Origin of the sequence: Brevibacillus sp. 7WMA2 (assembly GCF_010748895.1) — a bacterium.
In the GTDB taxonomy this organism is placed as follows: Bacteria; Bacillota; Bacilli; order Brevibacillales; family Brevibacillaceae; genus Brevibacillus_B; species Brevibacillus_B halotolerans.
Genome location: NZ_CP048799.1, coordinates 2,897,489 through 2,920,000 on the forward strand (window position 1 = coordinate 2,897,489; position 22,512 = coordinate 2,920,000).

Annotated in this window: 17 protein-coding genes, 14 tRNA genes and 1 rRNA gene (1 of these 32 running past the window's edge); 2 read left to right on the forward strand and 30 right to left on the reverse strand. The window is 42.0% G+C overall.

The genetic code is table 11. The annotated features are described in order from the left end of the window. Positions 1 to 37 precede the first annotated feature (37 nt). From GOP56_RS11850 to GOP56_RS11890, 9 genes are all read right to left on the reverse strand, one after another. Complete coding sequence (locus GOP56_RS11850) at positions 38 to 931, reverse strand: RluA family pseudouridine synthase (RefSeq protein WP_163245700.1); 894 nt, start codon at positions 929 to 931, stop codon at positions 38 to 40. A gap of 121 nt (positions 932 to 1,052) precedes the next feature. After that, positions 1,053 to 1,964, reverse strand: a complete 912-nt coding sequence (gene opp4C / locus GOP56_RS11855; RefSeq protein WP_163245701.1) for an oligopeptide ABC transporter permease — start codon at positions 1,962 to 1,964, stop codon at positions 1,053 to 1,055. A gap of 13 nt (positions 1,965 to 1,977) precedes the next feature. After that, a complete protein-coding gene (gene opp4B, locus GOP56_RS11860) occupies positions 1,978 to 2,943 on the reverse strand; it encodes an oligopeptide ABC transporter permease (RefSeq protein WP_003338690.1) in 966 nt (321 codons plus the stop codon). A 29-nt stretch (positions 2,944 to 2,972) separates the two neighbouring features. Continuing rightward, positions 2,973 to 4,697, reverse strand: a complete 1,725-nt coding sequence (opp4A, locus tag GOP56_RS11865; protein WP_068793643.1) for an oligopeptide ABC transporter substrate-binding protein — start codon at positions 4,695 to 4,697, stop codon at positions 2,973 to 2,975. Between the two features lie 42 nt (positions 4,698 to 4,739). Continuing rightward, positions 4,740 to 5,735 carry an ABC transporter ATP-binding protein gene (locus tag GOP56_RS11870; protein WP_163245702.1) on the reverse strand — a complete coding sequence of 332 codons (996 nt, stop codon included), beginning with the start codon at positions 5,733 to 5,735 and terminating at the stop codon, positions 4,740 to 4,742. After that, positions 5,732 to 6,751 (reverse strand): ABC transporter ATP-binding protein, encoded by a 1,020-nt coding sequence (locus GOP56_RS11875; RefSeq protein ID WP_003340145.1) that lies wholly within the window; start codon positions 6,749 to 6,751, stop codon positions 5,732 to 5,734. Before GOP56_RS11875 ends, GOP56_RS11870 begins: the two co-directional genes overlap by 4 nt. 277 nt (positions 6,752 to 7,028) lie before the next feature. Further along, positions 7,029 to 7,547: a thiol peroxidase gene (gene tpx, locus GOP56_RS11880; protein WP_003338685.1), complete on the reverse strand. Its 519-nt coding sequence runs from the start codon at positions 7,545 to 7,547 to the stop codon at positions 7,029 to 7,031. Positions 7,548 to 7,643: 96 nt separating this feature from the next. Next, positions 7,644 to 8,171: a hypothetical protein gene (locus GOP56_RS11885; protein WP_003338684.1), complete on the reverse strand. Its 528-nt coding sequence runs from the start codon at positions 8,169 to 8,171 to the stop codon at positions 7,644 to 7,646. A 317-nt stretch (positions 8,172 to 8,488) separates the two neighbouring features. Beyond that, positions 8,489 to 9,316: a lipid II flippase family protein gene (locus tag GOP56_RS11890; protein ID WP_022586471.1), complete on the reverse strand. Its 828-nt coding sequence runs from the start codon at positions 9,314 to 9,316 to the stop codon at positions 8,489 to 8,491. Positions 9,317 to 9,672: 356 nt separating this feature from the next. Here GOP56_RS11890 and pyc point away from each other — a divergent pair, with 356 nt between their 5' ends. Then, complete coding sequence (gene pyc / locus GOP56_RS11895) at positions 9,673 to 13,119, forward strand: pyruvate carboxylase (protein ID WP_163245703.1); 3,447 nt, start codon at positions 9,673 to 9,675, stop codon at positions 13,117 to 13,119. Positions 13,120 to 13,194: 75 nt separating this feature from the next. Here pyc and ytfJ read toward each other — a convergent pair whose 3' ends face one another. The 6 genes from ytfJ to GOP56_RS11925 form a co-directional block, all read right to left on the reverse strand. Beyond that, the gene (ytfJ, locus tag GOP56_RS11900; protein ID WP_163245704.1) at positions 13,195 to 13,662 is read right to left on the reverse strand and encodes a GerW family sporulation protein; all 468 of its coding nucleotides are present in this window, start codon (positions 13,660 to 13,662) and stop codon (positions 13,195 to 13,197) included. After that, on the reverse strand, positions 13,635 to 14,306 hold the full coding sequence (locus tag GOP56_RS11905; protein ID WP_163245705.1) for a DUF2953 domain-containing protein: 672 nt from the start codon (positions 14,304 to 14,306) through the stop codon (positions 13,635 to 13,637). The genes ytfJ and GOP56_RS11905 overlap by 28 nt, the downstream gene beginning before the upstream one ends. A 59-nt stretch (positions 14,307 to 14,365) precedes the next feature. After that, the gene (locus tag GOP56_RS24265) at positions 14,366 to 15,439 is read right to left on the reverse strand and encodes a 3D domain-containing protein (protein WP_163245706.1); all 1,074 of its coding nucleotides are present in this window, start codon (positions 15,437 to 15,439) and stop codon (positions 14,366 to 14,368) included. A 179-nt stretch (positions 15,440 to 15,618) separates the two neighbouring features. After that, positions 15,619 to 15,819: an alpha/beta-type small acid-soluble spore protein gene (locus tag GOP56_RS11915; protein ID WP_068793648.1), complete on the reverse strand. Its 201-nt coding sequence runs from the start codon at positions 15,817 to 15,819 to the stop codon at positions 15,619 to 15,621. A gap of 478 nt (positions 15,820 to 16,297) precedes the next feature. Continuing rightward, on the reverse strand, positions 16,298 to 16,840 hold the full coding sequence (locus GOP56_RS11920) for a YkoP family protein (protein WP_254068406.1): 543 nt from the start codon (positions 16,838 to 16,840) through the stop codon (positions 16,298 to 16,300). Positions 16,841 to 17,194: 354 nt separating this feature from the next. Then, positions 17,195 to 17,914 (reverse strand): TerC family protein, encoded by a 720-nt coding sequence (locus tag GOP56_RS11925; RefSeq protein WP_003340164.1) that lies wholly within the window; start codon positions 17,912 to 17,914, stop codon positions 17,195 to 17,197. Between the two features lie 263 nt (positions 17,915 to 18,177). Between GOP56_RS11925 and GOP56_RS11930 the strand changes: the two genes are divergently transcribed. Continuing rightward, positions 18,178 to 19,311, forward strand: coding sequence for a sensor histidine kinase (locus tag GOP56_RS11930; protein ID WP_174250672.1), 1,134 nt, complete (start codon positions 18,178 to 18,180; stop codon positions 19,309 to 19,311). A 336-nt stretch (positions 19,312 to 19,647) separates the two neighbouring features. Here the strand turns inward: GOP56_RS11930 and GOP56_RS11935 are convergent. The 15 genes from GOP56_RS11935 to GOP56_RS12005 form a co-directional block, all read right to left on the reverse strand. Then, positions 19,648 to 19,721 (reverse strand) — tRNA-Gly (locus GOP56_RS11935). A 9-nt stretch (positions 19,722 to 19,730) separates the two neighbouring features. Next, positions 19,731 to 19,817, reverse strand: a tRNA-Leu gene (locus GOP56_RS11940). Positions 19,818 to 19,829: 12 nt separating this feature from the next. Further along, a tRNA-Pro gene (locus GOP56_RS11945) sits at positions 19,830 to 19,903 on the reverse strand. Positions 19,904 to 19,919: 16 nt separating this feature from the next. Next, positions 19,920 to 19,996, reverse strand: a tRNA-Arg gene (locus GOP56_RS11950). A 5-nt stretch (positions 19,997 to 20,001) separates the two neighbouring features. After that, a tRNA-Gly gene (locus GOP56_RS11955) sits at positions 20,002 to 20,077 on the reverse strand. 9 nt (positions 20,078 to 20,086) lie between these two features. After that, positions 20,087 to 20,162, reverse strand: a tRNA-Lys gene (locus GOP56_RS11960). A 5-nt stretch (positions 20,163 to 20,167) separates the two neighbouring features. Then, positions 20,168 to 20,252 (reverse strand) — tRNA-Tyr (locus GOP56_RS11965). Positions 20,253 to 20,261: 9 nt separating this feature from the next. After that, positions 20,262 to 20,337: transfer RNA gene (locus GOP56_RS11970), tRNA-Thr, on the reverse strand. A 36-nt stretch (positions 20,338 to 20,373) separates the two neighbouring features. Then, a tRNA-Asp gene (locus GOP56_RS11975) sits at positions 20,374 to 20,450 on the reverse strand. Between the two features lie 6 nt (positions 20,451 to 20,456). Continuing rightward, positions 20,457 to 20,533 (reverse strand) — tRNA-Met (locus GOP56_RS11980). A 17-nt stretch (positions 20,534 to 20,550) separates the two neighbouring features. Beyond that, positions 20,551 to 20,626, reverse strand: a tRNA-Val gene (locus GOP56_RS11985). A gap of 7 nt (positions 20,627 to 20,633) precedes the next feature. Then, a tRNA-Glu gene (locus GOP56_RS11990) sits at positions 20,634 to 20,710 on the reverse strand. 10 nt (positions 20,711 to 20,720) lie between these two features. Next, a tRNA-Thr gene (locus tag GOP56_RS11995) sits at positions 20,721 to 20,796 on the reverse strand. Position 20,797: 1 nt separating this feature from the next. Then, positions 20,798 to 20,872, reverse strand: a tRNA-Asn gene (locus tag GOP56_RS12000). Between the two features lie 58 nt (positions 20,873 to 20,930). Next, positions 20,931 to 22,512, reverse strand: a 23S ribosomal RNA gene (locus GOP56_RS12005) (it continues 1,348 nt past the right edge of the window).

Sequence of the window (22,512 nt, forward strand, 5' to 3'; positions counted from 1 at the left end):
CTTCCATAATAAAGCAAATGAATCATTTTGACTAGAACTATTCTGAACATTCTACGATTTTCTGCATATCTTCTGGAAGTGGCTCTGTTAGACATATTTCCTCACCAGTACGCGGATGTTGAAAGCGTAGCTCAAAGGCATGTAACGCTTGTCTGCCAATAAGCTCACGCATTCCTCCGTATAGATCATCTCCAAGCAATGGATAACCTAAATAACTCATATGGACACGTATCTGATGGGTTCGTCCTGTTTCTAATTGTAGCTGAATATGACTTAGATCATCTGTGCTTTTCAACACCTGATAATGTGTCACCGCCTGCTGTCCATCAGGGCGAACCTCACGCTCTATAATGGATTCCTCTTTGCGGCCAATAGGTGCGTCGATTACTCCACTTTGCGGGGTTACACGTCCATGAACGAGGGCTTGGTAACGTCTTTTTAGGCTTCGATTTTTCTGCATACGTGAGAACCGATCATGGGCCCACTGATTTTTAGCAATAATAATTAGCCCAGTCGTATCCTTATCCAATCGGCTCACTGGACGAAATTTACGACGCTCTCCCTTTTGCTGCCAGTAATGGATGACACCATTTGCCAAGGTTCCTGTCACATGCATGCCAGTTGGATGGACTACTATTCCAGGAGGCTTTGCTAGTACCAAAACATCCTCGTCCTCATATCGGATCTGTAAATCCATTGCCTCAGGCTCAAGGTTTTCAGATTCTTCCTCATCCATCCAGATTGTAATAATATCTCCTGCTTCTACAATTCGTGTTACAAAAGCAAGTACTCCATTTATCTGAATCTCACCGCTGAATTTAGCCCGGATCAACAGCTTGCGAGATATCTCATAGTCTTTTTGTAGGACCTCTCGTAAACTGCGCCCTGCTTGTTGCTCGCTTGCATGAAAACGTAATAACAGCTCTTTCATATTTGTATCCTCGCTCTGAGAAATGATTACCGTTAGTATAGCACAAAAGCCCTTCTCACTCTGCGTCCTCTAGAGAGAACAAAGTGAGAAAGGCTTCATCCGAAGAAATTTTTATTTTAGGCTAACGCAGAGATTTTGGATTAAAAGCGTCCTTCAAGCCCTCTCCTACGAAGTTAATCGCTAAAATTGTCAATGTAATACAAGCACCTGCTGGCAGCCAAATCCACCATTGTTGTTCAATGACTTCCGGAGAGACTGCATCTGACATGATATTCCCCCAAGACGGTACGTTAGAAGGAACACCAAAGCCTAAAAAGCTAAGTCCTGTCTCTACTACGATCATGGAAGCCAACAAATAAACCCCCTGTACAATGATAGTGGAGATCACATTAGGTAAAATATGCTTGATAATAACCTGTGCAGGCGTACATCCAATTGAGATAGCGCTATGCACATATTCATTCTCTTTTTCCGCTAAAATCTTACCCCGTACCATCCTCGCAGTAGAGCCCCAGCTAAGTACACTGACTACTGTAATAAGTGTTAGTACACCCGAGGCCGTAAAGACTGAGTTCAATACAATAACAAAAATGAGAAACGGAAATGTAATAATAAAATCCGTAAAACGCATCAATAAATTATCTACCAATCCGCCAAAATAACCAGCCACAGACCCTATCAGAGTACCGAAGACAACGACAAATAACGTAATGGAAAGACCAATTGTCAGCGAAATTTGTCCGCCATATAAAAGTCGTGTATAAACATCACGTCCCCCCTTATCTGTCCCTAACCAATGCTCAGAACTAGGGGCTTGGTTTATATTGCGGATATCAATTTTTATGGGATCATACTGAGTTAAAAAATCTGCTGAAAAACAGATCAGAAAGATCACTGCTAAGAAAATAATACTAGCGATTGCTAGCTTATTTTTTGCAAATTTGCGCATTCCGATCGCCCATGGTGAAGTTCCCCGACGCTTCCCTTGATGAGCAGAAGCTTCTGGACTGTTGGGTGTAATAACGGGTTCCATATCTCTTTCCTCCCTATTTCAATCGTATCCGTGGATCAACAACACTGTATAACCAATCTGCAATCAGATTACCTAATAGCGCCATAAAGGTTAACAGCATCGTGATCGACATAACGACAGAATAATCTCGGTTGTTAATGGAGTTGATAAAGAGTTGTCCCAGTCCAGGATAGGTAAAGATGGTCTCGACTATTACCGCTCCCCCGAGCAGGTTACCGATATCAAGTCCTAGAAATGTTACCATCGGGATAAGAGAATTACGCAAAATATGCTTGTTATAAATAGCAGATTCACCCGTACCCTTTGCCATAGCCGTACGTACATAATCCTTACTGCTGCCTTCAATAATGTCGTTGCGCAAAAATTGAGTGTAGGCGGCTGTATTAAATAGACCAAGCACAGCAGCGGGCAGAATCGTATGCCCTACTTTACTCAAATAGTAAGATAAGCTTCCCTGCTCGACATCCACACCGATAGAACCGCTCGCAGGCACCCACCCCAATAAAATAGCAAACACATAGATGCATACAATAGCTGCAAAGAACGATGGAATGGCATATCCAATATAATTTAGCGTCACAATGATATTATCGATCCACGTAAATCGACGCCGGGCTGCAATCATCCCCATCACCAAAGCACCCAGATAAGTAAACACCAAAGACATGCTCATTAAGAAAATAGTATTCGGTAACCGCTCGCCAATCAGTTGAGTAACTGGCATTTTATGATTAAACGAGTCACCTAAATCTCCCCATAAAAAACCACTAACCCAACGGCCATATTGAACGGGAATGGGATCGTTAAATCCTAGCGATTCTCGCATTTTGGCTATATACTCGGGATTGGCATTATTAGGGTCAATCTTCCCCGAAAGGGCGTCCCCTGGCATTAATTTTGCCAGGGTGAACACCGCAATGGAGATCAGAATCAGAATTGGAATCATGGTTAAAAATCTCCGCAGCGCAAACGCAACCATTCGTACACTCCCCTTGTTCTACAGCTGTTTTAGTTGGTAACCCACCATTTATGAGTATCTATTTGATTCGTAAAGGAGTTGGTGCGAACACCTTGTAAACGTTTGTTGACTGCAGTAATATCCTTTCGAGCGTGCATGATAATCATCGGCACTTCTTCGTTAACCAATTTTTGCCACTTATAATAAACCTCTTTGCGATAATTTTCATCAAAAGCTTTCTCACTGATTCCTTCTTCAATCAATTTATCTGATTCTGGATTTACCCATCGAGGGAAATTCCAGAGATCATCTGTTTTCCATAAGCCTGTTGGATCAGGATCATTTGCTAACGACCAAGCTCCGGCAAACACCTCAACACTTGGCTCATCTTTTTCGACTGTTCGATAAAATAGGTTAAATTCTTTTAATGCTCCACCATTTAGTTTTGCATCCAATCCTACCTCTTTCCAGAATTGCATGACTGCTTGTGCCCGAGGCTCAGCAGTCTCATCACGTGTCATCGCATCATAGTTAATTGTGAATTTCTTACCTTGAGGATCTTCACGGAATCCGTCCCCATTACTATCTTTATATCCAGCCTCATCAAGCAATTGCTTTGCTTTCTCAGGATTATATTCGTACGCATTAATTTGATCAGCCGGAACCTTTGCCCAGCTTACAGGTGGCATTGGTGAGTTAAGCGGTTCAGCCTTGCCATTTTCAAACGCCTCAGCCAACGCCTTACGGTCTAGTGCATAGGCCATTGCTTGACGTAGCCGCTTATCAGCAAATTTCGGATTATCCATTACATTTTTCCTTTGCTTTTCATCCCAGTGACCTAGCTTAAATCCAATATAGCTATACGCAAGCTCATCCTGTTCCTTCAATATCAAATTATCATTTTTTTCTATCTCTTTAACCTGGGAACGCGGAATTGCCATAATGTCAACTTCGCCTTTTTTCAACAAGCTATTTGCTAATTTTCCATCAATAATTTTATATATAATCCCATCCAAATGAGGTTTGCCTTGCCAGTAATCATCAAAGCGTTCTAATTCAACAAACTCACCTGGTTGAATTTTTTTCACTTTAAAGGGTCCAAGTCCGATCGGCTGCTGACGAACTTTTGGAGAATTTGGGAGGTCTTTTACAGAAATGCCTGCATAATATTTTTTGGGCATTGGATTCGACCAAATATTATCTAAGAAATTCACCATCGGCTTTTTCAGTTTGATTTCAATATTATACGGGTCAATAATTTTTACACCGGAAATGGTTTTTGCAGTTCCTTTATTGTATTCATCCATTCCTTCAATCATTTTTACGTTAGAATAGCGTGAGCCTTTATAATCCTTATGCCCGATTACCTCAAAGGCATATAACCAGTCCTCTACCGTTAACTCATCACCATTGTGCCATTTTACCCCCTTTTTAAAGGTAAACGTATAGGTTAAATGGTCGGGACTTTCTTTCCAAGAAGCGATTTTCGCATAGGTTTTTAAATCATCTCCTGTATCCAGCAAGGAGTCTGTCATAAAGCGCAGGATGCGATCGTCGTCATCTCCTTCATAAAAGCCACGATCCAATAAGCCTTGAAACGGACTTTCATAAGCATAGACAATTTTTCCACCATCCTTAGGCTGCTGTTCAGTGGCAGTTGCTTGTGTTGGCTCAGTTGATTTGGTTTGTGTTGTATTAGCCGGCTTAGAACAGCCTACTACGCCCATCGATAAAGCTAAAAGAGCTGATAGGACCATCATATTTTTCTTTTTCATGTAATAAATCCCCCTTACTATATTTTGATTAAAGTTAGCTGACTAATATAAATGGCAAGCAACCTGATGTCCTTCACTCACCTCCTTTAAGCTTGGTTTTATCTCTTTACACTCCTGCTTCACGTATGGACAGCGAAGATGAAACGCACAGCCACTAGGCGGCTTCTCTGGTGAAGGAACATCCCCTTGTAAAATAATTCGCTCGCGATTGAATCTAGCTCGTGGATCTGGTACAGGAATGGTAGATAGTAGCGCTTGTGTGTACGGATGCAATGGCTCTTTATACAGGCTATGCTTATCGGTTATTTCAACCAACCGCCCGAGATACATAACCCCTATCCGATCACTAATATGCTTAACAACGCTTAAGTTATGAGCGATAAACAAATAGGATAATTTAAATTCCTCCTGCAAATCCTGCAAAAGATTCAAGACCTGCGATTGGACTGATACATCCAAAGCCGAAACAGGCTCGTCTGCCAATATTAATTTAGGCTTTAGTGCTAATGCTCTTGCAATGCCAACCCGTTGACGTTGACCACCAGAGAATTCGTGAGGGTATTTATAATAAGCCTCTTCTGGTAACCCAACACGTATAAGCAGTTCCATTACTTCAGTTTTTATATCTTTTTCCAGTCGATTGGTGTAATTTCGGATTGGTTCAGCTACCAGATGTCCTACCATCATCTTAGGATTTAGGGAAGCATAGGGGTCTTGAAAAACCATCTGCATATGCTGACGAGTATCCCATAGCGGTTTGCCTTTCATGCTTGTAATATCCTTATTATCAAAGTGAATGCTCCCTGCTGTCGGATCGGTTAACCGCAAAATGGTTCGTCCTGCTGTCGATTTTCCACAGCCAGATTCCCCTACCAGTCCCAGTGTTTCTCCATCTCTTAGGACAAAGGAAATATCGTCGACTGCCTTCACTTCTCCAATTTTTCGTTTAAATAACCCGCCTGTGATGGGATAATACTTTTTAAGGTTCTTAACTTCTAACAACGTCTTGCTTTTTGTATCAGCAGTGGTTTGGTTCATAGCGACGCCTCCGCAATTTCGTTAGGTTGGCTTTGGGGGTAAAGTAGGCAACGGACTTTATGTGAATCACCAATATCGCCTAGCTCTGGCGAAACCGCGGTACACTCTGGCATGACCATTGGACATCGGGAAGCGAATCTGCATCCTGTCCTTGGCATGTTGACCAGCGACGGCACTATCCCCTTTATGGAATACAGTCGGTCTTTGTCTTCATCGAGCTTTGGAATAGATTCCAACAAGAGCTGTAGGTATGGATGCTTCGGCTCATAGAAAATTTGGTCCACACTGCCTTGCTCCACAATTTTACCGGCATACATGACCATTACTTCATCTGCCATTTCGGCTACTACTCCTAGGTCATGTGTAATCAGCATGACAGACATCCCGCTCTTCGATTGAATGTCGCGTAATAGTTCTAAAATCTGTGCTTGAATCGTAACGTCTAAGGCAGTAGTAGGCTCATCGGCAATCAGTAGCTTTGGCTGACATGCAATCGCCATGGCGATCATGACCCGTTGCCTCATTCCTCCCGAAAGCTGATGAGGATATTGGTCCACCAGTTTTTCCGGTCGCGGGATTCCAACATGTGAAAGCAATTCAACAGAACGAGTTCTCGCTTCACTTTTCGAAATTTTCAGATGATTGAACAAAACCTCTTCTATTTGGAAACCGATCGTAAACACGGGATTTAAGGCTGTCATAGGCTCCTGAAAGATCATACCCAGCTCTTTTCCACGTATCTTATTCAATTCATCCGCTGTGAGTCCCACCAAATTTTTATTTTGGAAAAGAATGCTTCCATTAGCCACTCTTCCTGTTTCCTTTGGTAGCAATCCCATAATAGATAACGACATGACGCTCTTTCCACACCCTGATTCTCCAACGATACAAATCACTTTGCCAGGATCAACCGAAAAGGAAACACCATCCACCGCATTATAAAATTGTTTGTTAATGCGGAATCCAGCTTCTAGGTTAGAGACTTCCAGCAAAGGTTCTGTCTGCTTTTTCTCCATACGTCACCTGCTTTGCATGAGTAGTTGAACGAATTATGAGATAAATTTAAATTTTATAAAAACAATTTTATCCATATTATGGGGTAGCACATCTATAAAAGTCAATAATTTTACCAATTGTTATCAATTATTCATGCAAAAAAACCATTTAAAATCTTTATTCTTAAATGCTAATTTTTTTACTGTACTTAACTTTTTCAACCATAAAAAAGCCCTCTCTAATTCGAGAGGACTTTTCATTTCCTTTATGAATAAAGAAACCGCGAATGCTCTTTCCTTATTTTGCTGCTTTTACCGCTTCAATTGCTGCTTCGTAATTAGGATGCTGACCTACTGCTGGTAAATATTCTACGTAAACAACTTTATCATTAGAATCTACTACGAATACTGCACGGGACAATAAACGAAGTTCCTTAATAACTACGCCATAAGCCAAACCGAAGGAAAGATCACGATGATCTGATACCGTTTGAACTTTATCAATGCCAGCCGCTCCGCACCAACGTGCCTGCGCAAATGGCAAATCAACAGAAACGGTCAAAATTGTTACATTGTCTAGCTTAGCTGCCTCTTCATTAAAACGGCGAGTTTGTTGATCGCAAACACCTGTATCTAAGGATGGCACTACAGAAATCAGACGAATCGTGCCTTTGGAATCAGCCAGTGTAACTGGGCTTAGGTTGTTTGCAAGCACGGAAAACTCAGGAGCTGTATCTCCCACTTTAATTTCTGGGCCTAGTAGTGTAACTGGTTGATCTTTAAAAGTAACGACACCTTGACGTTCAATTGCAGACATAGGTAACCCTCCTCTAACTTTGTAACTATGTAGTACAATTATCATACATGTTTTTTTTAAACTTTTCACTATCAAAAAGTTTAAAAATGTAATTCTTTAATGTAAATAGCGTTTAGGTTTATATTTTCTAGGTTCAATTTTTACAATTTCTTTAACCTCATGTTCAAATAGCCCGTCACTTTTCAGATTTAACTCATGACATCGCAGGATAGCGTGATAGAGGGCAAAAGTAAAGCTTATACCCTTTAGTACATAGATGCTAATCATCTTATCAGGATCAAGTGTATTAACAATCTCTATCTGATAATCGTGCTTCTCCGATCCGATAGCCGCCATATATCCCATATCCTTTAACACTCCGCCAACATCAAAAATACCATTATCATCATAATCAAATGTCCCTGAACCCATCACCATTAAATCGAGTAGTTGGACAACGCTCATCCGCTCTATATGTAGGGGTCTAGGCAGTGAAATCACAGAACCGTTCTCGTTAACCACGTATACTTTATCTCGATAGCCAAAAATAAATTCACTCGGATCAGTATCTTGAGCAAATAACCACTGTTTTCGTGGAATAAGTAATCTCCAAATCTCCACTGGCTCTCTTCTTAGCAGGTCCATATGATTCCCTCCTCTCCCCATTTTGGACAAAAAAAAGAAGCGGTAAACCGTTTCATGCAGAATACACCGTCCATTTCAGGATTAGATCAATTTAATTTTATCATCCGTCTTACAGCATCTAACATAGGCAGGAATTTATTTACTCTTTAAAAATTCCCCTGATTACAGCTTTTTTTCACGTCTATCAGAATTTTCTCTGTACATCCGCAGATTTCATCCTAGATAAAACAACAAAAAAAGCGCATTCCCCATTTTCGAGAGGAATTGCGCCATTACAAACCACATTGTACATGCCAGTTCTCTTCTTTATTTTCTTACTAAATATGTGGTGCAATCAGTGATATCAAGTAGGCAAATGGAAATAGTAAAACTTGTGCAATTACCGTACCGACTAACCGTCCAGCACCGAGGTGAAAAACCGTAACCTTTAGATCCCTATAAGGTCGTGCATCACTAACTACATCATCAAGCAGCTTTGAACAAATCGGATCAACAAAAATAACCAATAAAATGGTTCCTACTCCATTAATGACCGTAGCCATTTGGTTTGCTACCGTGCGATGATCAGGTACAAGAACCCCTGCATACAGCGATGATAGGATAGCAATGGAATAAAAAGAAAAAATAACGGCATTCATCCAAAAGAAATTAACACCGATGCGGGTTTCTTTTATAATCTGCCAATTATTTCGAAACGATGGAATCCAAAATTGAGAGGGCATTTTCCAAAATAGACGCAGAATGCCTTCACTACGAAAAATTTTAGGAACACTGCCATGCTTATCCAATTTACGTGTACCAATGGCCAGCACACGTGCAACGGTAGGCAACAGAAACATCCCCAGCACAATGCCCATACTCATTCCGAACAGAACAATACGAAAATTTAGTAACAAATCGTTGATTAATTCCTCGTAGTTCATGAGTGGAATTTTATCCTTAAAGCGTGTAACAGCTTCAAGCATAGAGGCCAACAGAATGGACTGGCTCATAACAGCAAACCGGGCGAATAACACCAATATGTTGAAAAGCGAAGTAGAAGCGCCAATTTTCCCTGTGCGCGCACCAGAAAGCCTCGCAGCATAAGAGACCGTTTCTACACAGCTAATCAACATGGTAACCACCACCACGATCATTAGTTTCATATTATGTATTCTCCTATTCACATCATTACCATAACTGTGCAATCTATGATTCTTTTGTTCAACGCTAACCTATTTTATAATGTTTCGTAGGAGAAGAAAAGTAGGTTTCCTCTCTAATTTAGTTATTCCGATCATACTTACCAAATCAAACAATTAACTTCTTTATCGTTTTGTTCAAAACTCCCTTTTTTGGGTATAGTTGTAGATAAAGTCACGAATTTGTCTCATTAGCTGAAAAGGCAAGAAAAAATGGTACGAAAAATAATGTAAATACAGGTGTTTTTCTGTATCATGGAAAGAAAGCACATGATAGAGATGTTTACCTACCACTTATATTACGATAGGGGAGAAAAATCATGGAGCAGAGAAAAATTAAAAGACTACTAGTAGCCAACCGCGGAGAAATTGCAATTCGTATTTTCCGTGCCGCTACTGAGTTATCAATCCGTACTGTTGCCATTTACTCTGAGCAAGACAATATTTCACTTCATCGATTCAAAGCCGATGAATCTTACTTAATTGGTGAGGGAAAAGGCCCGATTGAAGCTTATCTGGATATCGAGGGAATCATCGAGATTGCGAAAAGACACAATATCGATGCTATCCATCCTGGTTATGGCTTTTTATCGGAAAATGAAGAGTTTGCACGTCGTTGTAAGGAAGAAGGAATTATTTTTATTGGTCCCTCTTCCAATCTAATCAAGAGATTTGGCGATAAAGTAGAAGCCCGGAAACTGGCAATTGAGGCTGGTATCCCAGTCATTCCAGGTACAGAAGAGTCCATCGAATCGTTGGATGAAGCCTTGGAGTTTTCGCGCCAAGCAGGTTTCCCTATCATTATCAAAGGGGTATCTGGCGGCGGCGGTCGAGGCATGCGAATTGTTCGAGGACCGGAGGAATTGCAGGAAGGCTTGGAAAGAGCCCGTTCAGAAGCCAACTCTTCTTTTGGTAACGCAGAGGTTTACCTGGAACGATATCTTGAGAATCCAAAACATATTGAAGTACAAATCATAGGAGATCAGTATGGTAACCTGGTCCACTTATTTGAGCGCGATTGTTCTATTCAGCGCAGACATCAAAAAGTCGTTGAAGTAGCACCAAGTACAACACTCTCTGATGAGCTACGTGAAGAAATCTGTCAGTCCGCTCTAACCTTAATGAAAACGGCTGGTTATTCGAACGCTGGAACCGTTGAGTTCTTACTTACACCGGATAATAAGTTCTATTTTATTGAGGTAAACCCACGAATTCAGGTAGAACATACGATTACGGAGTTAATTACTGGCATCGATATCGTACAAACCCAAATTCGAGTAGCAGAGGGCTTACATTTAAGCGATCCGCAAATCGGTATTACTTCCCAAAATGACATTAAGATGAGCGGCTATGCCATCCAATGTCGCGTTACAACCGAAGATCCAGAAAACGGCTTTATTCCTGATGCCGGAAAATTGCTGGCTTGGCGTTCTGGTGAAGGATTCGGCGTACGCTTAGATGGAAATAACGGATACCCTGGGGCTGTCATTACACCATACTACGACTCCCTGCTGGTTAAAATTTGCACCTATGCAAATACATTTGAGCAAGCCTCGCGAAAAATGCTCCGTAGCTTACGAGAGTTTCGGATTCGCGGTGTTAAAACCAATCTACCATTCTTGAAAAACGTGGTAACACATCCTGATTTCTTATCCGGTAATTACAATACATCCTTTATTGATACGAAGCCGGAATTATTCAAATTCCCGGGTGTGCAGGACCGTGGTACACGATTGCTTAATTACATTGGAAATATCTCAGTTAATGGCTACCCTGGGCTATCTAAGGAGGAGAAGCCGCTATTTCATTCTCCTCGCGTGCCAAAAACACCGTTTGATCAGCCTTATCCAGCCGGTACAAAACAAATTTTGGAGCTGGAAGGCGTTGAAGGCTTAACCAAATGGATTCAGGCCCAAAATAAAGTGTTACTGACAGATACTACCTTCCGTGATGCCCATCAGTCCTTATTTGCTACAAGAGTGCGTACCTATGATATGCTTGCGATTGCCGAAGCAACGGGTAAAATGGGCGGAGATTTATTCTCCTTGGAAATGTGGGGCGGTGCAACATTCGATACCAGCATGCGCTTCTTGAGTGAATCACCTTGGGAACGCTTACGTTTATTGCGCGAAAAAATTCCCAATATCCTATTCCAAATGCTGTTGCGCGGAGCAAATGCGGTAGGCTACACCAATTATCCAGACAATGCGGTTAAGGCATTTATTAAAGCATCTGCTGAGAATGGTATTGATGTATTCCGTATTTTCGACAGCCTGAACTGGCTGCCTGGCATGGAGCTAGCCATTGATTCTGTACGCGAATCAGGCAAGGTCGCTGAAGCAGCCATCTGCTATACAGGCGATATTCTTGATCCAAATCGCACCAAATACTCTTTATCCTATTACGTAGAGCTTGCCAAGCAGCTCGAAAAGGCAGGAGCTAACATCCTTGCGATCAAGGACATGGCCGGACTCTTAAAACCATATGCCGCTTACCAGCTTGTCCATGCTCTAAAGCAGGAGATCGGGATTCCTATCCATCTGCATACACATGACAGCTCTGGTAATGGTGGTGCTACGCTGGTTAAAGCTATTGAAGCAGGGGTAGATATTGTAGATGCTTCTGTAAGCTCAATGTCTGGTCTTACCTCTCAACCAAGCCTCAATGCCCTTGTCGCTCTACTTGAAGGAACTGAACGGGATACAAAGCTTGATCTAGACGGCTTCAATAAGCTATCCGACTACTGGGAAGATGTCCGTCCGATGTACCAGGGATTTGCCAGTGATATGAAATCCACTAGTGCTGAGGTTTATCAACACGAAATGCCAGGTGGCCAGTATTCTAATTTGGAACAGCAAGCAAAGGCTGTTGGCTTAGAAGGTCGCTGGGACGAAGTGAAAAAAATGTACAGCACTGTCAATAAAATGTTTGGCGATATTGTAAAAGTAACACCGTCTTCCAAAGTAGTTGGAGATATGGCTCTGTTTATGGTTCAAAATGACTTGGATGAAGAAAATATTTATGAAAAAGGAGATCGAATTGATTTCCCAGACAGTGTCATTCAATTCTTCCAAGGCTATCTAGGGCAGCCGCCTAGCGGTTTCCCAGAAAAGCTGCAACAAATTATTTTAAAAGGACGAAAAGCATTTACATGCCGACCTGGTGAATTGCTTTCCTCTATTGATTTTGACAAAGTAAAGCAAGAGGTAGAAGAAAAAGTGGAGCGTAAGGTGGATGATCTGGAAGTCTTATCATACATCATGTATCCACAAGTGTTCCTACAATATGAACAAACCTCCAAGTTATATGGTGATTTGTCTAATTTGGAAACATCCACCTTCTTCTATGGCTTGCGTTTAGGTGAAGAAACCTCTGTTACGATTGAACAAGGAAAAACCCTAATCATTAAGCTAAACAATATTGGAGAAGTGCTACCTGATGGAACACGTAAAGTAAACTTTGATTTGAATGGTCAAAATCGAATTATTACAGTACGTGATCTATCGGCACAAGTATCAGCCTCTGTACGCTTAAAGGCTGATCGTAAAAATCCAGGCCATATTGGAGCTTCTATGCCAGGTAAAATCCTGAAAGTATTAGTAAAACCAGGCGATTCCATCTCCCGTGGACATAATTTAATTGTAAGTGAAGCAATGAAAATGGAGACTACCCTTCAAGCTCCTGCTGACGGAACAATTAAAGCTATTCACGTCAATGAAGGAGACAGTATTGAAGTAGGAGATCTGTTAGTTGAATTAGAACAATAATCATACAGTGAAAAAAGAGCTGTTGAGGAGATACTTCCCCAACGGCTCTTTTTTATCAGTGATACTATCCACATGTTATTGCTTATCAAGCAAATCCCCTAGGTCCTCATGCACTTGATGTGTATATGTTCCAGTATGTGAACAGCTTTCTTCGCCTTGATTTTTCTTACTATTACACATGCCTGAGAACTTATCCACAATTTGCGGAAGCGAATCTAGGATACGATCGTATAAATGGGTCGAATTCTCCAGTGGGATAGAACGAACACCTTGTTTACCCACAACCAGAAAAGCAACTGGAGTAATAGACACACCTCCACCACTACCTCCACCAAACGGATGGCTGTGATCAGGATGATAGTCTCCAGCAATCTTGAATTCACTACCCCCAGAAGCAAAACCAAAGCCTACTTTAGAAATGGGTAAGATAACGCTGCCGTCCGGTGTTTCAACCGGATCACCAATAATGGTATTGACGTCCACCATATGCTTTAAATTTTCCATGGTGGTCTTCATTAAGCCCTGTATGGGGTGATCTGCCATTTCCTCGCACTCCCTTTCTTCATTTTAATTACGATACGAACTAACGCAACAATAACGTGTCCTACCCGAAAGAAAAGAACACAAGAAAGTTCGGTTCGGATGATAGTAGCATTCCACATAGGCTCTACGCTAATACGAGGCATTTCCTGCAAAGAAATGTAATAAGAGAGCATTGATGCCAGCATATTTTTAATTCCTAAAATGACACCGGTCAGAGTCCCGGTAGCTGCTGCATCTCCTACCCCGATTGTGGTTTGCCATTGTAATTTTTCACAATACACATGACGAAGAGCTTGGCAGAGGATTGGGTAAAAGTCCTGAACACGTTCAACCAATTCATGAACCCGATGCAACCATCGATCGACATCCTCTGTATCAATACTTTTTTTCCTTTCCGTATTGGATACAACATCGCCCTTCTTCTTTATTTTAGCCTCTACTTCAGGCTGGTTATTTTTATTGAAGGTGAGGTTAATCATGGGTATCTCATAATTGATTTTAATCCATTTCCAAACTCGGATATGTATGGTTAAAACATCATGTTCCTGTTTTCGATGATAATGAAGAAAAATTTTTATTGGGGTAATCATTATTATGATCAATAGAAAAAAAAGTACAGCTAGTAATCCTAAAAACCAATTCATGAAAAAAGCCCCCCTTCGCTTTTTGTAGTATGAGCGATTTGGGAGGCAAATATGACCAGTTAATTCAAGATATACACCTTTGCTTGCTTAATTCCATGATCGCTCGCCTTTTGAGGAGAAGTCATGAACAAATCAATATGATTCTTTTTTACTTTCGATCCTATGTCAGCCGCTACCGCATATCCGTAACCCTCGATAAATAAGTGGGTTCCAAGCGGAATGACAGAAGGATCAACAGCCACAATCCCCTCGCGTAGGTCCCAACCAAGGTAACCCTTCGTGGGTCCATTCGTGAAGTCATAGGCCGTAGTTTTTACCTGTAGAACACGTTTATAAGGAAACTCCACAGGAGCTGTATTTTTTAATGAAGCCTCTTGTTTATCAGGTAAAAATACGGAGTAATATACCTGACTAGCCGCTTCTGCCCGAGTTACCTTCCTTTCAGGCTCCAGCTTTCCATTTAAGGCTTTTTGAGTGTTTTCATTTTGCAGGGCATATGCATATTCTCTTTGACTCCATGTAGGAACATCTTGACTGTCCGGATAGCTTTTTAATGTCTGATAGGTTGTTGACCATTTTACATTATTTACTTCTCCGCTTTTACCGCTTGCTCTATTTAGAATAGCAATCAGTTCCTGTCTTTCTACTAAGTCATTGGGATTAAGCACTCTTCTTCCGTTCTCTACGGTTCCCTGAATGATACCTAGACGAAAAGCTGTTTCTGCATAGGGAGCCACCCAATTTTGTATAGATACGTCACCAAAGCTACTTTTTCCAGCAGTAGTCGGCTCAACTTGTTTACTCTTCAAAAGCAGGACAATCAATTCAGCCATGGTAATCTCTTCATTTGGACGAAAAAGTCCATCTGCGGCAGAAATAACCTTGTTATCATATAAAGAAGTAATCTCCTTCTCAGCCGAGTGACCAGCAATGTCCTTTAGCGAGTTTTGTTCTGAATCTTCAGACCCATCCTTATTAGACTCATCATTTTCTTCTGATCTATCTGTATTCGTTTCCTCTTCGTTTGTAGAAGTCGCTTCTTGCTGGGATTCATTTTTTTCTGCTGCCTGTATAACTCCTACTTGCATTCCGAGCAAACATGTCATACACGCAATTAACATTTTCCGTAACATTCATCAACCTCCAAAAGTAAGTGTGGCAATCCATGTTGATAAGCCTCATTCTCCATTCTATTAAATACCTAAGCTTTTTCAAGGCACAAATGTTTCCATTCCCCTGATCAACAGTCTCATGACATTTTCTATAAAAAAAGACGCCATTAAGGCGCCTTCTTCATCCAGCTATTTAATTATTAACGTCCAGATAATTGTTGCTCAGCAAAGCTTACAAGACGTTTTGTGATCTCTCCACCGACAGAACCGTTTTGACGAGAAGTTGTGTCTGGGCCAAGTTGAACACCAAATTCAGAAGCGATTTCGTATTTCAATTGGTCAAGAGCTAGGTTTGCTTGAGGTACCAGAAGGTTGTTGCTAGATCCGTTGTTGTTTGGCATATCTAGTCACTCCAATCTAAATTTTTGGCTACCAACGTTTCGTTAGCAGCATTCAAAATGCAAAGACTCCCCTTATATTTTCAATGCTACTAACCATACCTGTAGGAATAAATAATCTTTTTTCCAAATGACTGTTACATCGTTTCGTCAGCTTTGTAAGTTTACTATGTGTGAATATCGTTAGCTGTATTCCTGCCAATTTTTAACCAAAAGCTTGGTAATTTCTTAGTTGATTGCTCCTTCTTCTTTTATGAAAATTTTAGTATTACTAAAAAATATTGTTATATCCTTTTAGTTGAACAGATGCTTTCGTTATTCCATTTCGCCATTTCTAAGAGGTAGAATGGTACAAAATCGTTCATTTCAAACTAGCAGTTTTCCCCAACCTGCTATGTTTTCTAACATGAATATTTAGCTATCCTGTAGGAATTAGAAAAAGTAAATTATGGCTATACAATGATTGGCAAGCCTCTATGGGTTAAAATCGGTCGAGTAATTCTTCCTTTGCCATATATACACGTGTTAGTGGCTCCATTGAAGTAGGTGCCTTTCTTCCACTTGGATGCATCACTATTTTTAATAAAGTGAGGTACCAGCGTTTAAATCGAAAATACCAAATGTCTGGAACAGAAGATATAGAAAATCCGAGTTGTCCACTGCCTTTAAATAACAATGTTGTACCCACAATACCTTTAATCTCTCGCTCCTTTGGATGAGACTTCACCACATTCGCTAATTGAGGCAAAGACCTTTTAACTTCACGAACTAACGCTAATCCAATTTGTACATCACTGTGTATTCCTTTGCTACGTTTAGCTAGCAAATAATTATGGATATGCAACCGGATAACCAGGTCTCCCTTTTGAATTACATAGCCGTTTTTCGTTTCCAGCTTTTCTCCACTGTATGGAAGGATCGTATAGCGAAAGATATTCTGTTCTCGTTGAATATAATGTAGTCTTCTGCAGCAGTGATAAATCTTATCCCATATTCCCCATAGGGTGAGCATAGCTACATTCAATGAACTTGCCTCCTTTTCACTTTTCTCCATTATTTTTTTTGCAAAATCTCTGTTAGTATCACCATTTCCCTCAAAAAGTATCGAAGGTGTTTTCCTATTAGATTGGGTAAAGATTAACTTGTCCATCGTGATACTACCATCTTTATGTTCGATTTCCTGGAATAAATGACTACAAGCAATGATCTGGGGCTATTTTTCTATTTTTAGTAGTTCAGGTATTTCAAACCTTCATTTATGCTTACAAGATCAAAATTTCCCCGTGGCTTCCATGAAAAATGAATGTTACACAACATACACTACTCTTTGTGCATAAAAAAAACAGACTAGGATAACAAACACTCCTAGCCTGTCCTTCTATATTCGGTTACTACGCCATTTTCCAAGCAATAACACGACTATGACAATAATACCAGCAATAGCCTGATTAGGAATAGCAAGATAAGAGGCTATTCTCTCGTGGACAAAAGGGTCATCCAAAAACATATGAGCAGCTGTATAAGCCAGAATACCTGTCCCAACATATAAAAGGATGGGATAACGATCCAGCAGATTAGCAATTAGATTGCTTCCAAACATCAATAAGGGAATGCTCAGAGCAAGACCGATCACCACCAAGATAACATCGCCACCGGCAGCACCACCTACAGCTAATACATTATCTAAGCTCATAATAAAATCGGCCAAAATAATCGTTTTGATTGCCTGTCCACTGCTTTTGCTAACTTGTACCTCGTTAGTGTCCTCATCTCCTCCTAACAATTTAAGCGAGATGTAGAGTAGCATAATTCCCCCCACTGCTTTTACCAGAGGAATAGCCAGCATCCAAGTAGCTACAACCGTAAGTAATACACGCAAGATGATAGCACCTAACGTACCATACAGAATTGCTTTCTTTCGATCAATTGGCGCAAGCCCACGACAGGCCATCCCGATAACAACAGCATTGTCTCCACTTAGAACCACATCGATAATAAAAATATGAAATAAAGCGACTAGAGTATTTGTTTCCATGGTTTCTCCCCATCTAGTGTGAGCAGCAGTAGCAGTGTCAATTTCATTCGAGGTTATCTCCATCACATGATATCACGCAGATCAATGTCGAATCTGACTCGCACTTTTCTTTTTTACTATTATTACTATCATTACGTTATTTGCCCATTCTTTATTCTAGTTTCTCCTTCCATTTCTCTCACATGCCAACGTTATACCATCTGACTTCATTTTACGCAAGTCTCTCACTTTTGTCGGAATTTGACTTACGATTTTATGACGAATTGGGTATTTTTTGCTTGAAAATAATTGTATTCTTGATTAGGATGAAGGAGGGTGAAGGTGTAATGGTCGATGTTACATTGCTCACATATGAGCAAATTTCCAAATTTTTAGTAACGCTAGTACCTACAATTACGGATAAATGGTTAGATGAGTTAGAGGATCTCTTTCATCCCTATCGGGTAACATTGCCTAGAAAATTGGCTGAGAAACCTTGCTACCTAATCTCACTTTTACTTATGCGTGATGCTTATGAAGAAGACATCCGGGAATCCTCTTATGAAATAGGCAACTGGTTTTGGTCTGAAAAGCTTCCGTTGTCCTTAGCCTTAAAAACATTTCAAATACTCTCTCATGTATATATGGATGAAATCCAAGCAAATATGCGACTCCATTTCATCTCTTCTCAAGAGCTCTCCTTCATGGAAAAAAGATTAAAGATATTGATTGATGAAGCCTTATACCAAGCTGTGCAAAACTATGAGGATTTGGTACAAAATGAATTAAGTGAAAAGGAAGAAACCATTTCTTATTTACATAATGATAAATTAGAAATGCTTGATAAGATTGCAGCTAATATGGCTCACGAGTTAAGAAACCCACTTTGTGCTATAGAAGGCTTTCTTAAATTAATTTTAGAAAGCACAGATGGAAACCATGTTTTGGAGAATTATGTACGGGTCGTCTTACATGAATTTGACAGCTTTCATCGGCAAATTACAGGCTTTCTAAGCTTTTGCAAGAAACCTATATTAGATGAAACATATAAAAAGGTTTCATTGACTGATTTACTTCATGAGGTGGAAATACTGTTAACACCCCGTTTGCATGCTGAGAATGTTACATTACTTATGCGTATAGAGGCTTGTGAGCTATACTGCTACAAGGAAGGTTTGTCTCAGGTACTTATTCACTTATTAAACAATGCTATTGATGCCGTTAGTTCAAACGCGTACAAGCATGTACAGATATCTACATACAGACATACAGATAGTCTTACTATCATGGTCGAAAACAATGGAGACGAAATACCTCAGGACCTTGTAGAGAAGCTTTTCCAACCCTTCTTTTCCACTAAAGACGACAACACTGGTATCGGATTATCGATCTGCAAAAACATTATTGAAAAACATAATGGCAGTATTTATTGTGAATCGAATCGCACATCTACACGTTTTTTTATTCGCTTACCTATGTAAATTCAATAATAAAGAAATCTTTTAGCATTACCACTAGATAAAATGTATGACCTCAAATCAATGCAAAAATGAATAATCTGGTTTATTTTATGCTTGATTATTCTATAAAAGCACATCATCTCAGCTTCTTTCTTTTACAGCTGGAATGATGTGCTTTTTATTTCAATGATCTAATATCTCATATCCAAAAACTCGTTAGTAATCAGTATTTTTCACTAAATAAATTCGTTGATAATAACTATGATCATCTGCCATTAGTTAGGTTAATTGCCCACTATATAAGAAAAGAGTGCCCTTTTAAGGGCACTCTTTTCCTATGGTCATCTCTTATTTCAATGGAGCGGGTGATGGGAATCGAACCCACGCGACCAGCTTGGAAGGCTGGAGTTCTACCATTGAACTACACCCGCACATTATATTGGTGCCGAGGACCGGACTTGAACCGGTACGGGATTACTCCCGACAGATTTTAAGTCTGTTGCGTCTGCCTATTCCGCCACCCCGGCAAAATAAAAATGTCGGGAAGACAGGATTCGAACCTGCGACACCTTGGTCCCAAACCAAGTACTCTACCAAGCTGAGCTACTTCCCGATATATGAAATAAATATGGCGTGCCCTGAGAGATTCGAACTCCCGACCTTTTGATTCGTAGTCAAACGCTCTATCCAGCTGAGCTAAGGGCACATATATGGAGCGGACGACGGGTCTCGAACCCGCGACCTTCGCCTTGGCAAGGCGACGCTCTACCAATTGAGCTACGTCCGCATAAAAAAATGGTGAGCCATGAAGGACTCGAACCTTCGACCCTCTGATTAAAAGTCAGATGCTCTACCAACTGAGCTAATGGCTCATACATGGTGGGGAGAGACGGATTCGAACCGCCGAACCCTGAGGGAGCAGATTTACAGTCTGCCGTGTTTAGCCACTTCACTATCTCCCCATGTATAAGTGGTGCCGGCGATAGGACTTGAACCCACAACCCCCTGATTACAAGTCAGGTGCTCTACCAATTGAGCTACACCGGCAAATATGCTTTTTCATACTACCATCTTTTTAAAAGATGGCGGAGCTGACGGGACTCGAACCCGCGACCTCCGGTGTGACAGACCGGCGTGAACTCCAACTTCACCACAGCTCCATATTTTGGTTGCGGGGACAGGATTTGAACCTGCGACCTTCGGGTTATGAGCCCGACGAGCTACCGAGCTGCTCCACCCCGCGACAATATAAAAGTAAAATGGTGGAGGATGACGGGATCGAACCGCCGACCCTCTGCTTGTAAGGCAGATGCTCTCCCAGCTGAGCTAATCCTCCAGATAAATGGTGACCCGTAGGGGATTCGAACCCCTGTATGACAGCGTGAAAGGCTGCTGTGTTAAACCGCTTCACCAACGGGCCAATATGGCTATGGTGCTCCCGACAGGAATCGAACCTGCGACCTCTTCCTTACCATGGAAGCGCTCTACCGACTGAGCTACAGGAGCATGGCTCCTCAGGACGGACTCGAACCGCCAGCCTACCGGTTAACAGCCGGTTGCTCCACCATTGAGCTACTGAGGAACAATGTGAAAGAATTGTTCTTTCAAAACTAGATAATGAAAGTCAGCATAAAGGCAATGTGGATAAGTCCTCGACCGATTAGTATTCGTCAGCTCCATGCATTACTGCACTTCCACACCGAACCTATCAACCTCATCGTCTATAAGGGGTCTTACTAGCTTGCGCTATGGGAAGTCTCATCTTGAAGGGGGCTTCACGCTTAGATGCTTTCAGCGCTTATCCCGTCCGCACATAGCTACCCAGCTGTGCCACTGGCGTGACAACTGGTGCACCAGAGGTGCGTCCATCCCGGTCCTCTCGTACTAAGGACAGCTCTCCTCAAACTTCCTACGCCCGCGACAGATAGGGACCGAACTGTCTCACGACGTTCTGAACCCAGCTCGCGTACCGCTTTAATGGGCGAACAGCCCAACCCTTGGGACCTACTTCAGCCCCAGGATGCGATGAGCCGACATCGAGGTGCCAAACCTCCCCGTCGATGTGGACTCTTGGGGGAGATAAGCCTGTTATCCCCAGGGTAGCTTTTATCCGTTGAGCGATGGCCCTTCCATGCGGAACCACCGGATCACTAAGCCCGACTTTCGTCCCTGCTCGACTTGTAGGTCTCGCAGTCAAGCTCCCTTGTGCCTTTACACTCTACGAATGATTTCCGACCATTCTGAGGGAACCTTTGGGCGCCTCCGTTACTCTTTAGGAGGCGACCGCCCCAGTCAAACTGCCCACCTGGCATGGTCCTTCCACCCGATAAGGGCGGCAAGTTAGAAACTCCGTACATCAAGGGTGGTATCCCAACGACAGCTCCACGAAGGCTGGCGCCCTCGCTTCACAGCTTCCCACCTATTCTGTACATGATGCACAAAGTTTCAATACCAGGCTACAGTAAAGCTCCATGGGGTCTTTCCGTCTTGTCGCGGGTAACCTGCATCTTCACAGGTATTATGATTTCACCGGGTCTCTTGCCGAGACAGCGCCCAAGTCGTTACGCCTTTCGTGCGGGTCGGAACTTACCCGACAAGGAATTTCGCTACCTTAGGACCGTTATAGTTACGGCCGCCGTTTACTGGGGCTTCGGTTCAAAGCTTCGCTTGCGCTAACCCATCCCCTTAACCTTCCAGCACCGGGCAGGCGTCAGCCCCTATACTTCGCCTTGCGGCTTCGCAGAGACCTGTGTTTTTGCTAAACAGTCGCTTGGGCCTTTTCACTGCGGCCTCCTCGGGCTATAAACCCTACCGAGGCGCCCCTTCTCCCGAAGTTACGGGGCCATTTTGCCGAGTTCCTTAGCAAGAGTTATCCCGCGCACCTTAGGATTCTCTCCTCGCCTACCTGTGTCGGTTTGCGGTACGGGCACCTTGTTCCTCGCTAGACGCTTTTCTTGGCAGTGTGAAATCAGGGACTTCGGTACTTATATTTCCCTCGCCATCACAGCTTGTGCTTATTGGTGTGCGGATTTGCCTACACACCACACTTACTGCTTAGACGGCCATCCAATAGGCCGCTCACCCTATCCTCCTGCGTCACGCCATTGCTCAAGCGGAACAGAGGTGGTACTGGAATATCAACCAGTTGTCCATCGCCTACGCCTTTCGGCCTCAGCTTAGGTCCCGACTAACCCTGGGAGGACGAGCCTTCCCCAGGAAACC

What these genes read in the sequence shown, in the direction of transcription:
- GOP56_RS11850 (WP_163245700.1), bottom strand. Translation starts at nt 931, where the DNA reads ATGAAAGAGCTGTTATTACGTTTTCATGCAAGCGAGCAACAAGCAGGG.
- GOP56_RS24265 (WP_163245706.1), bottom strand. Translation starts at nt 15,439, where the DNA reads ATGTTACGGAAAATGTTAATTGCGTGTATGACATGTTTGCTCGGAATG.
- GOP56_RS11875 (WP_003340145.1), bottom strand. Translation starts at nt 6,751, where the DNA reads ATGGAGAAAAAGCAGACAGAACCTTTGCTGGAAGTCTCTAACCTAGAA.
- opp4B (WP_003338690.1), bottom strand. Translation starts at nt 2,943, where the DNA reads ATGGTTGCGTTTGCGCTGCGGAGATTTTTAACCATGATTCCAATTCTG.
- GOP56_RS11925 (WP_003340164.1), bottom strand. Translation starts at nt 17,914, where the DNA reads ATGGAGATAACCTCGAATGAAATTGACACTGCTACTGCTGCTCACACT.
- GOP56_RS11915 (WP_068793648.1), bottom strand. Translation starts at nt 15,819, where the DNA reads ATGCCAAACAACAACGGATCTAGCAACAACCTTCTGGTACCTCAAGCA.
- ytfJ (WP_163245704.1), bottom strand. Translation starts at nt 13,662, where the DNA reads ATGGCAGATCACCCCATACAGGGCTTAATGAAGACCACCATGGAAAAT.
- GOP56_RS11905 (WP_163245705.1), bottom strand. Translation starts at nt 14,306, where the DNA reads ATGAATTGGTTTTTAGGATTACTAGCTGTACTTTTTTTTCTATTGATC.
- pyc (WP_163245703.1), top strand. Translation starts at nt 9,673, where the DNA reads ATGGAGCAGAGAAAAATTAAAAGACTACTAGTAGCCAACCGCGGAGAA.
- tpx (WP_003338685.1), bottom strand. Translation starts at nt 7,547, where the DNA reads ATGTCTGCAATTGAACGTCAAGGTGTCGTTACTTTTAAAGATCAACCA.
- opp4A (WP_068793643.1), bottom strand. Translation starts at nt 4,697, where the DNA reads ATGAAAAAGAAAAATATGATGGTCCTATCAGCTCTTTTAGCTTTATCG.
- GOP56_RS11890 (WP_022586471.1), bottom strand. Translation starts at nt 9,316, where the DNA reads ATGAAACTAATGATCGTGGTGGTGGTTACCATGTTGATTAGCTGTGTA.
- GOP56_RS11885 (WP_003338684.1), bottom strand. Translation starts at nt 8,171, where the DNA reads ATGGACCTGCTAAGAAGAGAGCCAGTGGAGATTTGGAGATTACTTATT.
- opp4C (WP_163245701.1), bottom strand. Translation starts at nt 1,964, where the DNA reads ATGGAACCCGTTATTACACCCAACAGTCCAGAAGCTTCTGCTCATCAA.
- GOP56_RS11870 (WP_163245702.1), bottom strand. Translation starts at nt 5,735, where the DNA reads ATGAACCAAACCACTGCTGATACAAAAAGCAAGACGTTGTTAGAAGTT.
- GOP56_RS11930 (WP_174250672.1), top strand. Translation starts at nt 18,178, where the DNA reads ATGGTCGATGTTACATTGCTCACATATGAGCAAATTTCCAAATTTTTA.